At 62.5% G+C, this 15454-nt stretch carries 17 protein-coding genes; 12 read left to right on the top strand and 5 right to left on the bottom strand.

The window, feature by feature from the left end; genetic code table 11:
- The first annotated feature begins 62 nt into the window (after positions 1 to 62).
- Positions 63 to 1328 carry a M1 family aminopeptidase gene (locus tag C7435_RS06585; protein ID WP_121210511.1) on the top strand — a complete coding sequence of 422 codons (1266 nt, stop codon included), beginning with the start codon at positions 63 to 65 and terminating at the stop codon, positions 1326 to 1328.
- A gap of 2 nt (positions 1329 to 1330) precedes the next feature.
- Here C7435_RS06585 and C7435_RS06580 read toward each other — a convergent pair whose 3' ends face one another.
- The 4 genes from C7435_RS06580 to C7435_RS06565 all read right to left on the bottom strand — a co-directional run bounded on the left by C7435_RS06580 (position 1331) and on the right by C7435_RS06565 (position 3476).
- Positions 1331 to 2008: a nitroreductase gene (locus C7435_RS06580; protein ID WP_121210510.1), complete on the bottom strand. Its 678-nt coding sequence runs from the start codon at positions 2006 to 2008 to the stop codon at positions 1331 to 1333.
- Positions 2009 to 2182: 174 nt separating this feature from the next.
- The gene (locus C7435_RS06575) at positions 2183 to 2662 is read right to left on the bottom strand and encodes a VOC family protein (RefSeq protein ID WP_121210509.1); all 480 of its coding nucleotides are present in this window, start codon (positions 2660 to 2662) and stop codon (positions 2183 to 2185) included.
- Position 2663: 1 nt separating this feature from the next.
- Positions 2664 to 3017 carry a DUF1428 domain-containing protein gene (locus C7435_RS06570; RefSeq protein ID WP_121210508.1) on the bottom strand — a complete coding sequence of 118 codons (354 nt, stop codon included), beginning with the start codon at positions 3015 to 3017 and terminating at the stop codon, positions 2664 to 2666.
- Between the two features lie 18 nt (positions 3018 to 3035).
- Positions 3036 to 3476, bottom strand: coding sequence for a VOC family protein (locus C7435_RS06565; protein WP_121210507.1), 441 nt, complete (start codon positions 3474 to 3476; stop codon positions 3036 to 3038).
- Between the two features lie 114 nt (positions 3477 to 3590).
- Between C7435_RS06565 and C7435_RS06560 the strand changes: the two genes are divergently transcribed.
- Positions 3591 to 4277 carry a winged helix-turn-helix transcriptional regulator gene (locus tag C7435_RS06560; RefSeq protein ID WP_233350697.1) on the top strand — a complete coding sequence of 229 codons (687 nt, stop codon included), beginning with the start codon at positions 3591 to 3593 and terminating at the stop codon, positions 4275 to 4277.
- A 1-nt stretch (position 4278) separates the two neighbouring features.
- On the opposite strand, the gene erpA is transcribed toward C7435_RS06560, so the two are convergent.
- Entirely contained in the window at positions 4279 to 4608 is a 330-nt protein-coding gene (erpA, locus tag C7435_RS06555) for an iron-sulfur cluster insertion protein ErpA (RefSeq protein WP_121210506.1), read from the bottom strand.
- 95 nt (positions 4609 to 4703) lie between these two features.
- Here erpA and C7435_RS06550 point away from each other — a divergent pair, with 95 nt between their 5' ends.
- The 10 genes from C7435_RS06550 to C7435_RS17100 all read left to right on the top strand — a co-directional run.
- The gene (locus C7435_RS06550; protein WP_121210505.1) at positions 4704 to 5894 is read left to right on the top strand and encodes a deoxyguanosinetriphosphate triphosphohydrolase; all 1191 of its coding nucleotides are present in this window, start codon (positions 4704 to 4706) and stop codon (positions 5892 to 5894) included.
- Positions 5895 to 5991: 97 nt separating this feature from the next.
- Positions 5992 to 6849 (top strand): SPOR domain-containing protein, encoded by an 858-nt coding sequence (locus tag C7435_RS06545; protein WP_121210504.1) that lies wholly within the window; start codon positions 5992 to 5994, stop codon positions 6847 to 6849.
- Complete coding sequence (nagZ, locus tag C7435_RS06540) at positions 6846 to 7862, top strand: beta-N-acetylhexosaminidase (protein ID WP_121210503.1); 1017 nt, start codon at positions 6846 to 6848, stop codon at positions 7860 to 7862. Before C7435_RS06545 ends, nagZ begins: the two co-directional genes overlap by 4 nt.
- A 47-nt stretch (positions 7863 to 7909) precedes the next feature.
- Entirely contained in the window at positions 7910 to 8725 is an 816-nt protein-coding gene (locus tag C7435_RS06535) for a segregation and condensation protein A (RefSeq protein ID WP_075190516.1), read from the top strand.
- Entirely contained in the window at positions 8718 to 9527 is an 810-nt protein-coding gene (gene scpB, locus C7435_RS06530; RefSeq protein ID WP_121210502.1) for an SMC-Scp complex subunit ScpB, read from the top strand. The genes C7435_RS06535 and scpB overlap by 8 nt, the downstream gene beginning before the upstream one ends.
- Positions 9528 to 9594: 67 nt before the next feature.
- Positions 9595 to 9819 carry a twin-arginine translocase TatA/TatE family subunit gene (locus C7435_RS06525; protein WP_075190518.1) on the top strand — a complete coding sequence of 75 codons (225 nt, stop codon included), beginning with the start codon at positions 9595 to 9597 and terminating at the stop codon, positions 9817 to 9819.
- 3 nt (positions 9820 to 9822) lie between these two features.
- The gene (tatB, locus tag C7435_RS06520; RefSeq protein WP_121210501.1) at positions 9823 to 10290 is read left to right on the top strand and encodes a Sec-independent protein translocase protein TatB; all 468 of its coding nucleotides are present in this window, start codon (positions 9823 to 9825) and stop codon (positions 10288 to 10290) included.
- Between the two features lie 5 nt (positions 10291 to 10295).
- On the top strand, positions 10296 to 11111 hold the full coding sequence (tatC, locus tag C7435_RS06515) for a twin-arginine translocase subunit TatC (RefSeq protein WP_121210500.1): 816 nt from the start codon (positions 10296 to 10298) through the stop codon (positions 11109 to 11111).
- Between the two features lie 70 nt (positions 11112 to 11181).
- Positions 11182 to 12459 (top strand): serine--tRNA ligase, encoded by a 1278-nt coding sequence (gene serS, locus C7435_RS06510; RefSeq protein WP_121210499.1) that lies wholly within the window; start codon positions 11182 to 11184, stop codon positions 12457 to 12459.
- 311 nt (positions 12460 to 12770) lie between these two features.
- The coding region (locus tag C7435_RS17100; RefSeq protein WP_170150364.1) for a tandem-95 repeat protein at positions 12771 to 15454 on the top strand (2684 nt) is incomplete at its 3' end.

The raw sequence follows: 15454 nt of genomic DNA, 5'->3' as shown, positions 1-15454 counted from the left end.
CCGTTTGCATCTGATCCGGCCGGTTGCCGCATCCCTTGGCTGACAACAAGCCGGGGAGCATCATGCCAGTCAAACACGCCATTCGGACGGCCAGCGCCGCCATCATTATCGGTCTGACTTCGGCCGCATCGGCCCAAGAGGCCAGCTACCACTATGACGGGGACCTCCGGCTCAGCCCGGAAACCGGCATGTTGGACGCCGACTGGACGTTGACGGTCAATGATGGCGAACGGTCCGAATTGACCCTGTTCCTCAATGCGGCGTTCGGCGAGGCGGAAATCAGTGGCGTGAGGGTCCGATCCGTTTCAAGCCAATTGGTTGATGGTTTCAACGGACCCATGCGGGCCTACACGGTGATGCTGCACCCCGAAGCCGAGGGGCAGGCGCGCGAGGTCCAGGTGAGGTATGCCGGAGCACTGTTTCCGGAGCCCCCTGAAACGGCGATCAACACGCTGGATACACGCAAGGTCGAATTCACGGTCGACAGTTTCTGGCTGCCATTTGATGCGGGCTTTGATGCCCTGATGACAGCGGAATTGGATGTATGGTTGCCCGGCGAATGGGCCGGGGTCGCCATGCAGTCGATCGAGCGCGTACCGGGTGGCTTCCAGGTCGTCCAGGAAACGCCCACGCTCGATCTCGCCTTCACATTGATGGCTGACTATCAGCGTCATGCCGCGCCGGGCTATGCCATTTACGACACCCGCGATCCAGCCGGCGCGAATATCGGGGCGGCGGTGGCGGCGCTTGATCATTGCACCAGCTATCTCAACACGCTGTCGGGCCCGGCCGGACCTTTGCCGGACGCGTCGATCGTCGTGACCAGCCGTAATGAGGGCGGGTATTCGCGGGGTACGTTGATTGCCCTGACGGATATCGCGGAGAGTTCCGAGGCCAGCCTGACCCAGTTCATCTGCCACGAGCTGGGCCATTACTGGAGCCATGGCAATGCGATGACGGTCGAGAACTGGCTCAATGAGAGCTTCGCCGATTATGTTGCCATCATGGGCATGCGCGATGCGCTCGGGGAAACAGCTTTCGAGGAGCGCCTGGCCCGCTATCAGACCCAGCTCGACACGGCATCAGTAGCGTTGCCGCCTGTGTGGACGCCCGCAACGACCGAGCGTCCGCCCTATCTGGTCGCCTATCGAAAAGGGCCGCTCGCCCTCTCCCGTGCTGAGGCGCTGATCGGGCGTGAGGCGTTTGAGCGCTTTATCCAGGCCGCGATGGAAGCGCGTGTCTCGACGACCCCGCAAATGCTGGACGTGTTCGAGGCGGTCGCCGGGGCCGAGGCGCGGACCGCCTTCGAAGCGATCCTCGCCGAATAGGCTCAGTGTTCCAGGAAGGTGGTGAAGCTGTCGACCGCATCGCGTTCCGAGCGCAGCGTGTTCACCGCCGCATCCGGGTCAGCATGACCGAGCGCCATGCCGCACCAGATCCGCTCCTCCGGTGACAGACCGATAGCGGCGCCGACGGTTTTCCAACGGGTCATCCAGGCTTCCTGGGCGCAAGTCGCCAGCCTCTTTTCCTCGGCCGCCAGCATGACGCACATGATGAACATGCCCAGATGCCCCCATTGATTGGGGTTCATGCGGGCGTCGAGGCTGAAGAAGAGGCCGACCGGGGCGCCGAAGAATTCGAAATTCTTCAACAGGTGGTTGAGCCGCGCCGCCTTGTTGTCGCGATCAATCCCCATCGTCTCATACATCTGCTCGCCCAGCGCGTGGCGGCGGGTGCGGAAGGGTTCCCAGAGTGATTTCGGATAGGCACCGAAATCATTCTCGTCACCGAACGGATCGACCTCGAGGCGCATGCGGACCGTGTCGATGATGCGTTGGCGCGCCTTGCCGGTCACGACATGGACGGTCCAGGGCTGGAGATTGCCGCCGGACGCAGCCCAGCGGGCGGTGTCGAGTATGTCGCGTATCTCCGCCTCGCTGACCGGCGTGTCGAGAAAGGCGCGTGTCGAGATGCGGCGCCGGGCGATATCGGAAAAAGAGCTGCTCATGTCGTCCCCGTCATTGTGCCGGGGAGAGTAAGCGGGTTCGCCGTGGCGTAAAGGCGTCAGTGGTGGAAGTCGGCGGAAATGCCGGGGCTTCATCGCGGGCATGCGGGCGCATGCACCGGTCTGAAGCCCCGACCTCCCGTTAGTGCCGGGGAGCGCGGGAGCTGGTTTGCCCGGTCAGTCGCCGCGGGCGGCGGCCTGCATGGCGAGCAGGTCGAGCTTGACCATGCCCATCATGGCTTCGGTTGCGCGCCGGGCCCGATCCGGGTCGGGATCGGCCAGCAGGGCCTGCAGCCCGTCCGGGATGATTTGCCAGCTGACGCCGTAGCGGTCGGTCAGCCAGCCGCAGTGCATCGCCGTGCCACCGTCCAACAGCGCGTCCCACAGCCTGTCCTGTTCGGCCGGGTCCGTGCAGGTGACCATGATCGAGGCCGCCGGGCTGAGCGTGAAGTGCGGGCCGCCATTGAGCAGCATGTAGGGCGTGCCGGCGAGGGTGAAGGAGGCCGCCAGCGCTTCGCCGGCCTTCACACCACCGGGCGTGTCGACATTGAGCCGCTGGATATCGCCCATCTCGGCCTGCGCGAACAGCGAGACATAGAAACGGGCCGCCGCTTCGGCATCACCATCGAGCCAGAGACAGGTGGCAACCTGCGTCACATCAAACCTCCAATACCGTATCGAAACCGCCGAAGATCATCCGCTTGCCGTCGAACGGCATCGGATTTTTCTCCGGGTCCATCCGCGGATCTTCCATCATCGCCTGCATGGCCTTGTCGCAGGCCGCCTTGTCCGGCCAGATGATCCAGGAAAAGACCACGGTCTCGTCGTCGGCCTTTTTGACCGCCATCGGGAAGGACGTCACTTCGCCATCCGGGACATCATTGCCCCAGTTTTCGACGATCTTGATCGCGCCGAATTCCCGGAAGATTTCGGCCGCGATCCTGGCATGGTCGATGAAGGCCTGCTTGTTGGCATTGGGCACGGCAGCGACAAGTCCTGAAACATAAGTCATGGCTGGTTTCCTGTGTTGCTAAACGGGTTCGGGAGTTTGCGTGTCGGCCATCGCCTCTTCGGCGGCGGCCATGTCCATCCACATCACTTCCCAGATATGGCCATCCGGATCGGCAAAGCTGCGGCCATACATGAAGCCGTGCTCCTGCACCGGGGTCGGGTCGGGCGTGCCGCCGGCGGCGATGGCGGCCTGTCGGATCTCATCGACCGCTTCGCGGCTTTCCCGCGACAGGCAGTTGAGCACCTGCACCTGGCTGTGGGCATCAATGATGGTGCGATCAGTGAAGTCGGCGAAGCGCTTGTGGGTCAGGAGCATGATGCTGATCGTATCCGACAAGACCATCATCGCGGCGGTGTCATCACTGAAGCGCGGCTCGTTGACGGCGCCGATGGCGGTGTAAAAGGCAATCGACCGGTCGAGATCGGTGACCGGAAGATTGACGAAAATCATCTGAGTCATGGTTGAGTGTCCCTGTGGTGTTCGGGCTGTTTGTTGGTCGTCCCTCATGCGACTTTGACCAGACTGCCGCGCCGAGTTATAAATTGCAACATCGAAGTTAGAAAAAATAACTAAATGAACATTGTTCGCCCGGCCAAACGCTATAACGACGCCTGCGCCGCTGCCCATGCGATGGAATTGCTGGGTGAGCGCTGGGCCATGCTGGTTGTGCGCGAACTCCATACCGGCCCGCGCCGCTTTACCGATATCCGCGCCTCGCTGCCGGGCATCAGCGCCAATGTGCTGACGCAAAGGCTTGAAGGGCTGGAGCTGGCCGGCATCATCCAGCGCCGCGAATTACCGCCGCCGGCGGCATCGCGCGTCTACGAACTCACCGACTGGGGGCGCGAGAGCGAGCCGATCTTTCAGGTCCTGGGGCGGTGGGCCGCACGTTCACCCTGGCATGATCCGACCCAGGCCTTCTCGGCTGCGTCCTTCATGCTGTCGCTGCGCACCATGTTCGATGCCGAACGCGGCAAGGCCTATCGCGGCCGACTGAACTTCATTATCGGCCATACCCGGCTCGCCTGCCGCATTGCCGACGGCGCGCTGGAGATTGCGCCGGGCGAGTTCGATGCGCCGGATGTGGTGATGACCGGGGAGGGGCCGGCGCTGGCCGGCTTCATCTATGGCGGGGTGCCGCTCGCGGCGCTGGAGGCCGATGGCGCAGTCGCGGTCACCGGTGACCGGGCGCTTGCCGAAGCCCTGCCGGCGCTGTTTCCACTGCCGGACCGGTTTCCAATGCCGAACGCCGCCGACTAGCTCAGATTGAAAAGCTCGTACCGCAACCGCAAGCCGCTGTGGCGTTGGGATTGTGGATCTTGAAACTGGCACCGATCAATTCGTCGACATAGTCGATTTCCGAGCCGTCGAGGAAGGGCAGGGAGGCTTCGTCTATGACGACCTTGGCGCCGTCACGTTCGATGACCATGTCGTCGCCATTGACCGCCTCATCCAGGTCGAACGTGTAGGAAAAACCGGAGCAGCCGCCGCCGACCACGCCGATCCGCAACAGGCCGGCCGAGGCCTGGCTGGCGATGATGGCGTTGATCTGTTTCGCGGCCGAGGCCGAGAGGGTGACATTGGCGGACATGATGAAGCCTGTATTTGCCCCGACGGGGCCTTTGGTTTTGTACCTGTGTCGTCCTATATGGACCTCCCTCCGCGCGGATAAAAGGCCCCGCTGACATGATCATTGCCGCGACCGACCGTACCCGCGCGCCCTATGCCTGCCATCCCTCGCAATCGCGCGGCCGCCGTTATCCCCAGCCTGACAGTGCGATGCGCAATGCTTTCCAGCGCGATCGCGACCGCATCATCCACTCGGCGGCTTTCCGCCGGTTGAAGGAAAAGACCCAGGTTTTCGTGGCCCATGAGGGCGACCAATACCGCACCCGTCTGACCCATTCGCTGGAAGTCTCACAGATCGCTCGCACCCTGGCGCGGGCCTTGGGCGGCGATGAGGACCTGGCTGAGGCCCTGGCACTCGCCCATGATCTCGGTCATCCGCCCTTCGGCCATGAGGGTGAACGCGTTCTGGCGCAAAAGATGAAGGATTTCGGCGGCTTCGATCACAACGCCCAGACCCTGCGCGTGATCACCAAGCTGGAAGTCCGCTACCCTGAATTCGACGGGTTGAACCTCACCTGGGAGACGCTGGAAGGTGTGGTCAAGCACAATGGCCCGCTTTTGACGGCCGGTCAGGGCGAGGCCGACCTGCCCTGGGCCTTCACCGATTATGACGGCTGGCGTGAGCTGGAATTCGCCACGCATGCCGGCCTGGAAGCCCAGATCGCGGCGCTGGCCGATGATATCGCCTACAACAATCACGACATTGATGACGGTTTGCGCTCCGGCCTGCTGGAAATGGAGCCGCTGCTGGACCTGCCCCTCGTCGGTGAGATATTCGCCCGGGTCCGGTCGCGTTGGCCGGACAAGCCGCAGGCGATCATCGTGCATGAGGCCGTGCGCGAGCTGATCGGGGTGATGGTTGAGGATGTGCTCACCGAGACCCGCCGCCGGCTCGACCTTGCCAAACCCGACGACGCCCAGGCCCTGCGCGAACTCGACCATCCGGTCGTCGCTTTCTCCGAGCCGATGCTGATGCATCTGGCGGCGCTGCGCCGCCATCTCTTCGCCCACATGTACAAGCACTACAAGGTCAACCGGATGATGAGTCAGGCGCGGCGGGTGACCAGCGACTTGTTTGACCTCTATCTCGGCGATCCCGGCGTGTTGCCCAGCGATGTGCAGGCAGGCATGACGGGGGCCGGAACGGCGCAGACGGCGCGTGGCGTTTGTGACTATATCGCCGGAATGACAGATCGCTTTGCAGTGGAAGAGCACAGACGGCTTTTCACCGTGCAGGGGTATTTCTAAACTGTCGCGGCGGTAAGGGCATATCGACCGCAGTGTTATCGTGTTGCGGCGGGTCGCGATTCGCGTGGCCGCCGGGCAAGTGTGAGAACCGGATTTTATGACAGACCAGGACGAGGAAAGCCGGATCGGGGCCTATGCCCCTCCCGCCGACGAATTCGCCACCTTTGATGCGCGTGACGAGGATGCCCGGCGCGGGCTGCTCCTGTTGACCACGGCGCTGGCGGCCTTCGTGCTGTTCCTCGGTGTTGTCTGGAGCGCCTATAATCAGGGATTGCGCGATAGCGGTCGCGATGGCGCGCCGCGCCTCATTCCCAACGAGGAACCTTATCGCGAGCGTCCCGTCGACCCTGGCGGCGAAGAGACGCCCGATACCAATCTGGAAGTCTATGACCGGTTGACCGGCGAAGACGGGGCCGATGATCCGGTCTCCGTCCGTCCGGGGCCGGAAGAACCGCTGGAAGAAACCAGCCGTCCGGCGCTTCGTGTCGAGCAGGTTGACGCCGATGATGCGTCCGCAAATGCACCGATCGAGACCGCGGAATTGCCAGATGCGACGCCGCGCCAGGCGCCGCAGCGCCCGGAACGCCAGCCCGATCCGGAACCGGAAATCGAGGTGCAGCAACCGGCCCGCCAACCGGACCCGGCGCCCGTCGATACCCGTCCTGACACGCCGGCAGGCACGGCGACCGCTGGTGTCGACCTGTCCGGCAGCTGGGTGGTGCAGATTGCGTCCTTCCGCACCGAAGCGGACGCCGAGGCCGCCTGGGTCGCTTTCCGCACCCGTTTCTCGGACATCTCCGCCGGCATGGCACCAGACGTCGCCTCGGTCGAGATCGAAGGGCGCGGCACCTATCACCGCCTGCGCATTGCCGCCTTTGGCGAGCGCGGTGATGCGGTGAGTTTCTGCACGACCCTGCAATCGCGTGGTCAGGACTGTCTGGTGGCGCGGCGATGACCATTGCTTCGGTGATCTACGGGCTCGGCGGGACCAAGCTCAGCCCGGACGAGAAAGCCTTTTTCCGCGATATCGATCCGTGGGGCTTCATCCTCTTTGCCCGCAATATCGACAGCATTCGGCAAGTGTCGCGCCTGACGCTGGAATTGCGCGATTGCGTCGGCCGGGATGCGCCGATCCTGATCGACCAGGAAGGCGGCCGTGTTGCCCGTCTGCGGCCACCAACCTGGCGCGCCGCGCCGGCGGCCCAGCGCTTTGCCGATCTCTGGTTCGTCGACGAGGAATTGGCGATCGAGGCGACGCGCACCAATCACCGCTTGCTGGCCCATGAGCTGCGCACGATCGGGGTTGATGTCGATTGTGCGCCGGTCGCGGATCTCCGGATTGAGGGCGCTGACGACATTATCGGTGATCGCGCCTTCGGGACGACGCCGGAGCCGATCATCCATCTGGGCCGGGCTGCTATGGACGGATTGATGGCGGGCGGTGTGGCACCGATCATCAAACATATTCCCGGTCATGGCCGGGCTCGGGCCGACAGTCATCTCGAGCTGCCGGTTGTGCCGGAAGAGCACGGCCTGTTGTCGGAAACCGATTTTGCCCCGTTCAAGGGTCTCAATGACGCCCCGATGGCGATGACGGCCCATATCCTTTACGCCGATATCGACCCGGATCAGCCCGCCACCCAGTCGCCTGACATGGTCGGCAAAATCATTCGCGGCGAGATCGGTTTTGACGGTCTTTTGATGACCGATGATCTGTCCATGAAGGCTTTGAGCGGCACTTTCCGCGAGCGTGGCGAACTGTCCATCAAGGCCGGTTGCGACATGCTGTTGCACTGCAATGGCAATATGAGCGAGATGATCGGGGTCGCCGAAGGCACAGCGGCGCTGGCCGGTCGTGCGCTTGAGCGGGCCGAGGCAGCGGAAGCGGCGCGGGATGTGATCGAGGAATTTGACCCGGTCGAGGCCGAATCGCGGCTCAATGACTGGCTGGACAGGCTTCCGGCCTGATCCGTCGGGTTGGGTGACTTGGTCAAGCTGTCTGAAACGGGAGCATCGTGAGCGAGGAATTCGAGGAAGACGTCCGGTTTGAAGCCGCCGAGAACGCCGAGACCGATGCGCTCGTCGTTGATCTCGACGGATTCGAGGGACCGCTCCACCTCCTGCTCGCACTCGCCCGCAAGCGCAAGATCGATCTCGCCAAGATCTCGATCCTCGAACTGGCCGAGCAATATCTGCTCTTCATGGAGGCGGCGCGCCAGAAGCGTCTCGACCTCGCCGCCGACTATCTCGTGATGGCCGCCTGGCTGGCCTATCTCAAATCGAAACTCCTCCTGCCCAAACCGCCCAAGGATGAGGAGGACCAGCCGGCGGAAGTGCTGGCCGCGGCCCTGGCTTTCCGGCTGCGCCGTCTTGAAGCGATGCGGGCGGCCGGTGAGGCCTTGTTTGCGCGACCGCTGCTGGCGACCGATATTCACGTCCGCGGCATGCCGGAAGGGGTGCGGGCGACACGCTCGGTGGTCTACGAAGCCGATCTACATGATCTGCTGTCGGCCTATGCCAGCCGCCGGGTCAAGCAGGCGCGTTCGGTCTACCGGCCACCGACTCCCAAGGTTTATGGCCTGGAAACTGCAAGAGACCGGCTTGAATCGCTGATGCCGCAAATCAGTGAATGGCGAGAACTGGATAGCCTGCTTCCAGGGGCCGGGGAGTTGGGGGCAAATCCACCTCCGATGCGGTCAGTGCGGGCCAGTTCGATGCTGGCCGCGCTTGAAATCACCAAGGAGGGCCATGCACGATTGCGCCAGCATGAAGCCTATGCACCGCTATTCATGCGGTCGCTGTCCGGGGAAGAGGGCGCCGAGGATGACTGACGAGACGACGACAGACGAGCCGCAGGACGCAATTTCCAGCGCGATCTCCGCCTTGCGCGAGCGCGCCGCCCATCAGGGGCCGAGCGTTGCTGCGGATGCCGAGGCGTCGGAAGCGCTGGGTGTGCATCTCGCGGTCAATACCGAGCGCCAGAATCTGCGCATTCTCGAAGCGCTCCTGTTCGCTGCCGCGGAACCGCTCGACGAAGAGACACTGATCGGTCGCCTGCCGCTGGAAGCGAATGTCCAGGACCTGCTGGGCAAGCTGCAGGCGGAATACGCCGAGCGTGGCGTACAGCTGGCCGAGGTTGGTGGTCGCTGGCGCTTCGAGACCGCGCCGGACCTCGCCGAGGTGCTGGTCGAGGTCAAGCAGGAGCCGCGCAAACTGTCCCAGGCGGCGCTCGAAACCCTGTCGATCATCGCCTATCACCAGCCGGTGACGCGGGCCGAGATCGAGGAAATCCGCGGTGTTGCGGTGTCGCGTGGCACGCTGGACCTGTTGTTCGAACTGCGCTGGGTGCGACCGCGCGGTCGCCGCCGCACGCCGGGCCGCCCGGTCACTTACGGGACGACCCAGGCCTTCATGGAATATTTCTCACTGCAATCGATCGGTGATTTGCCCGGCATGTCCGACCTCAAGGCGGCCGGCCTGCTTGATGCCCGCCTGCCGCCGGACTTCTCGGTTCCGGACCCGACCCGCAGTGTCGAGCCGGACCTGTTGGAAGACCCGCTCAGCGATGAGGAAGCGCATGCCTTCCATGTCGACTTCATGGACGGCGATGACGAACCGGACGGTGCTGCCTGATTGACAGGTTGGACGGCGCTGGACAAACGCAGTAGACCCAATTGGCGCGTTTCAGACGGAGGGGCAAATGGCTCCCGGCATGTGGCAAATTCTACTGGTGGTCCTGCTTGCGGTGCTGCTGTTTGGCGGTCGCGGCAAGATTGCCTCGGTCATGGGTGACTTCGCCAAGGGCATCACCAGCTTCCGCAAGGGGCTGAAGGATGATGAAGGTGAGGGCGAAGAGTCGGCATCGGACACGCCGGCCGGCGCGCTCAATACCGAGACCCGCGAAGACGAAAAGACCGGGAGCTAGGCGATGAGCCCCGGCATCGGCATGCCGGAATTGCTGGTGGTCCTGGTCCTCGCTCTGGTCGTGGTCGGGCCGCAGCAATTGCCGGTCATGATGCGCAAGGTCGGTCAGATGATGGCCCAGGCCCGCGCCATGGCGAAGGATTTCCAGAACAGTTTCGAGGAAATCGGTCGCGAGACCGAGCTGTCCGAGCTGCGTCGCGAGATCGAGGCGCTCAAACAGTCCAATCCGGTCAACGAGATTGGTGGCGAGCTGAACAAGGCCGCCCGCGCTGCGCAGGATGATGATATCCGCCAGCTCAAGATGAAACAGGTTGAAAAAGACCAGGCCGTTCTGGAGGCTGCCAAGGCCGACAAACTCGCCGCACTCGAGCAGGCAGACGCGGACACGTCGGCCGGGGTGGACGACGAAGCCGCGACCGGCGAGGACACGCCGGTGCCGCAAAAACACGCCGACCAGATCAAGGGACGCTGAGCCGGATGGCCGAAATCGAGCATGATGAAGTCGAATCAAGCCGCGCGCCGCTGATCGATCATTTGATCGAGCTGCGCTCGCGGCTCGTGATCATCATGGGTTTCCTGCTGGTCGGCTTCATCGGCTGTTTCATCTTCTCCGAGACGCTCTATCAATGGCTCTTGCTGCCCTATCGCGATGCGGCTTCGATCGTGCGCGGGGTGCCGGTTGAAGAGCTGGACCTGACGGCGAATTTTTTCGCGCCGCTGGAATTCTTCTTTGTCCGGTTGAAACTCTCCCTGGTCGGTTCGATCATCATCATCTTCCCGGTCATCGCCTGGCAGATCTACGGTTTCGTCGCGCCGGGCCTTTACAAGAATGAGCGCGGTGCCTTCGCGCCTTTCCTGGCCATGTCGCCGGTCCTGTTCGGCCTCGGTGTGAGTTTCGTCTATTTCTTCGTCCTGCCGATGGTGATGCGCTTTTCGCTCGGTCAGGAACAATCGGCGGAACTGGTCGGGACACGGATCGAGCTTCTGCTCAACGTCTCCGACTATATGAACCTGATCACCACGCTGATGCTGGTCTTTGGCATTTCCTTCCAGATGCCGGTCTTCCTGATGTTGCTGGCCAAGGCCGGCATCCTCAGGGCGAAGACCCTGCTCAAGGGCTGGCGTTTTGCGGTTGTCGGGATTGCCCTGTTTGCCGCCTTTGCGACACCGCCCGACCCGATCTCGCAGATCATGCTCGGCGGGGCGCTGATGCTGCTCTACTTCATCTCGATCGGCGGCATGCATTTCATGCAGCCCTCCGAGACCACAGAAGACGAGCGCCAAGAGGACTGATCCGGTTTACGGCGCGCGCGGGCAGGGCTATAGCCCGGCCTCGTTATTTCATTGCAACCGGATCAGACCCATGCATGACATCAAGCTCATCCGCGACAATCCCGACGCTTTCGACGCTGGCCTCGCCAAGCGTGGCCTGGCGCCGCAATCCGCGACCCTGATCGAGCTTGATGCCTCCCGCCGTGCGGCGCTGGGCACGCAGCAGGAGGCCGAGACCGAGCGTAATGCTTTGTCGAAGCAGATCGGCAAGGCCAAGGCCACTGGCGATGAAGCCGAGTTCAACCGCCTGCGCGCGGAAGTCGACCGCCTCAAGACCGTCCTCGAAGAGTCCGGCCAGCAGGCGCGTCATTTCGACGAGGTGATGAACCAGCATCTCGCCGCGCTGCCGAACCTGCCGCATGACGATGTGCCGCAAGGTGCCGACGAGAACGACAATGAGGAGGTGCGTCGTGTGGGTGATCCCCGGGCAATGGATTTTGCCCCGCGTGACCATGTCGATCTCGGCGAGGGCCTCGGTCAGATGGACTTCAAGAAGGCCGCGGAAATTTCCGGCTCGCGCTTTGTTGCCCTTCGCGGTGGTCTGGCCCGCATGGAGCGTGCCCTGGCGCAATTCATGCTCGACCTGCATACGACCGAGCACGGGTATGAAGAGGTCAGCCCGCCTTACATGGTGCGCGACGAAGCCATGTTCGGTACCGGGCAATTGCCCAAATTTTCCGAGGACCTCTTCCGTACGACGGATGATCGCTGGCTGATCCCGACGGCTGAAGTCCCGCTGACCAATTTGGCCCGTGATACCATCCACGCCGAGGCTGATCTGCCCGTGCGCATGACCGCCTACACGCCGTGTTTCCGATCGGAAGCCGGTTCGGCCGGTCGCGATACGCGCGGCATGATCCGCCTGCATCAATTCCAGAAGGTGGAAATGGTCTCCATCGTCACGCCGGACGAGAGCGATGCCGAGCTGGAGCGCATGACCGGCTGTGCCGAAAAGGTGCTGCAGCTGCTGGAATTGCCCTACCGCGTCATGAAGCTGTGCACTGGCGATATGGGCTTTGCCGCCCGCCGTACCTATGACCTTGAAGTCTGGATGCCGAGCCAGGATTGCTATCGCGAAATCTCGTCCTGCTCGACCTGTGGCGATTTCCAGGCCCGGCGCATGGATGCCCGCTTCCGCAAGGACGGCGAGAAGCGTCCCGCCTTCCTGCACACGCTGAACGGATCCGGCGTCGCTGTCGGCCGCGCCCTCGTGGCGGTGCTGGAAAACCACCAGAATGCCGACGGCTCGATCTCCATTCCCGCAGCGCTGCGGCCCTATATGGGCGGGCTTGAGCGCCTGGAAGGCTGAGCCCGGTATCGGATGCCGGTGCGCTACTCAATTTCCCGCCTGACGATTCGGCGCTTTATTCTGCTCGCCCGATAGGGGAGTGGCCGGAGCGACCTTGCCGGCATCTGCCTCGTCGCTTGTTCCGCGGTTCCTGTGATAAGTTAATTGTAATCAGACGTTTCTGCCGATCTCGGTTCTTTAGAAGAGCGTGAAAAACCGGAGCCACCCATTTGGGCGATTGTTGTCGCCGCCCCTTTCCCCGACCGTTTGCCGATAATTTTGCGTTAGCGCATTGCTGACAATCGGGGGCGTCGCCCAGGCGGCGGATGATCATGGCGACCAAAAAATCCAACAACCAATCACGACAGTCTGCAGCCAACGCCGCTGCGCCGGCCAATCCGGGCATCGATATCGAGGGTTCCAGGCGTAGTGATTTGTTGTTCGGCACCGGGCGCGATGACGTCATTGACGGGCGTGGCGGCAATGACTTGATCCTCGGACTGGGTGGCAATGATGTCATCTCGGGCGGTGGCGGCAATGACATCGTCCTTGGCGGCTCCGGCGATGATGACATCAGCGGTGATGGCGGCAACGACCTTCTGTCCGGCGGCAGCGGGAATGACGTCATATCCGGCGGCGACGGCAGCGACCTTGTCCTTGGCGGCAGCGGCGATGACCAGATCAGCGGCGGGCGCGGCGGCGACACCCTGCTGGGCGGCGACGGCAATGACGTCATTGATGGCGGCGCCGGAAGTGATTTCCTGTCTGGTGATGACGGCGACGACATTCTTTTTGGCGGAGCGGGGCGCGACACACTGCTCGGCGGCGACGGCGATGACATCCTGTCTGGCGGTGCGGGTCGGGACACCATCATTGGTGGTCAGGGTCATGACACGCTTGTCTATGGCGGCAGTGTTCGTGATGCGCAGGTCACCGGTGACAGCAATCAGGCGGAAATTCGTGGCTCGGATGGTCGCGACACGCTGGAGGGTGTCGAGGCCATCCAGTTCGACGATGCGACCGTCTACCTGGATGGACGCAACAACGGTCCGATGGTTGAAGACCAGGCGGCGACGATCGGCGAGAATGATAATGCGGTCATCGTCAACGTTCTCGACGGGGCATTTGATTTTGATGGTGATGTGATCTCGCTCCAGTCGGTCGATGCGGGAGACTTTGCTGGCACGGTCAGTTTTGATGCGGCCACCGGTGAGGTTTCGCTCACGCCCGGCGCTGACTATGACTATCTGGCGGAAGGGGAGAGCGTTGACGTCACGCTGACCTACACCGCCACGGACGGCACAGACACGACGACCGGCACGATTGCGGTCACGATTACCGGTATCGATGATGAACCCTTGATCACGGCGATCGATCTCGGTGCGCAGAGTGAGGATGACGGCTTCATCTCCGTTGATCTGTTGGCCACAGCCACCGGTGACGTGATCGGCATTGAGGAGATCCAGTCGGTCGCCTCGTCCAACCCGAACCGGGCGATCAGCTGGGGTCTCGATCCGAACAATTACGACGCAGTGCAGCTGGACTTGAACCAGTTCACCGACCTTCAGGCCGGCGAAACGGAGACGGTCACCATCAGCTATGTGGTCGGCGACAATCACGGCGGCCTGACCACCAATACCGCGACGTTCGTGGTCGAGGGCTCGAACGATCTCCCGACCTTCAGCAGCTATCCGTTCTCCTTCGGTGAGAGCGAACCTTTGTGGGTCAATCTTCTCGCCAGTGTCCAGGATGTCGACAGCGACACGCTGACGGTCACCGATGTCGTCGCCACCACGAACAATCCGGACCGGGTTGTGACGGCGAACGTCAATTATGACGATGGCACGGTGACCTTCCCCTATGGCCAGTATGAAGACTTGGCCGAGGGCGAGAGCGAGATCCTGACCATCCGTTTCAATGTCGATGACGGCGATGGCGGCATTGTCGCCTGCGAGCTGAACTTCACCGTGATCGGCCAGAATGATGCACCCTATATCGAGCCGTGGAACTCGTCGCTCGAGGGCACGGTCGACGAGAATGATGCGCCGGTCCTGACCACGGGTGGCTCGATCGTGTTCGAGGATGTCGACACCAGCGACCAGCATTACGGCTATATCAACACTGTCGCCCTGTCGGGCACCACGGGCGATCTCAATCCGGGCAATCTCTATGGTCTGCTAAGCTTGGACGACTACGCCTCGGGCGGTTCTCTGGGCTGGACCTTCAATGCCGACAGCGGCTTGTTTGACTATCTGCAAGAGGGTGAGAGTGTCACCCTCACCTATGATGTCGAAGTCTCTGACGGCCGCGAGGGTGGCCAGACGACGGTTTCGATCACCATCGAGGGCTCGAATGACCTCCCGACCTTCAGCAGCTATCCGTTCTCCTTCGGTGAGAGCGAGCCTTTGTGGGTCAATCTTCTCGCCAGTGTCCAAGATGTCGACAGCGATACGCTGACGGTCACCGATGTCGTCGCCACCACGAACAATCCGGACCGGGTTGTGACGGCGAACGTCAATTATGAAGATGGCACGGTGACCTTCCCCTATGGCCAGTATGAAGACCTGGCCGAGGGCGAGAGCGAGATCCTGACCATCCGTTTCAATGTCGATGACGGCGATGGCGGCATTGTCGCCTGCGAGCTGAACTTCACCGTGATCGGCCAGAATGATGCACCCTATATCGAGCCGTGGAACTCGTCGCTCGAGGGCACGGTCGACGAGAATGATGCGCCGGTCCTGACCACGGGTGGCTCGATCGTGTTCGAGGATGTCGACACCAGCGACCAGCATTACGGCTACATCAACAATGTCGCCCTGTCGGGCACCACGGGCGATCTCAATCCGGGCAACCTCTATGGTCTGCTAAGCTTGGACGACTACGCCTCGGGCGGTTCTCTGGGCTGGACCTTCAATGCCGACAGCGGCTTGTTTGACTATCTGCAAGAGGGTGAGAGTGTCACCCTCACCTATGATGTCGAAGTCTCTGACGGCCGCGAGGGTGGCCAGACGACGGT

It is taken from the genome of Maricaulis maris, from assembly GCF_003634045.1.
Taxonomy (GTDB): domain Bacteria; phylum Pseudomonadota; class Alphaproteobacteria; order Caulobacterales; family Maricaulaceae; genus Maricaulis; species Maricaulis maris.
Note: the sequence above shows the minus strand (reverse complement) of the source record. Positions and strands in the feature narration are given on the sequence as shown.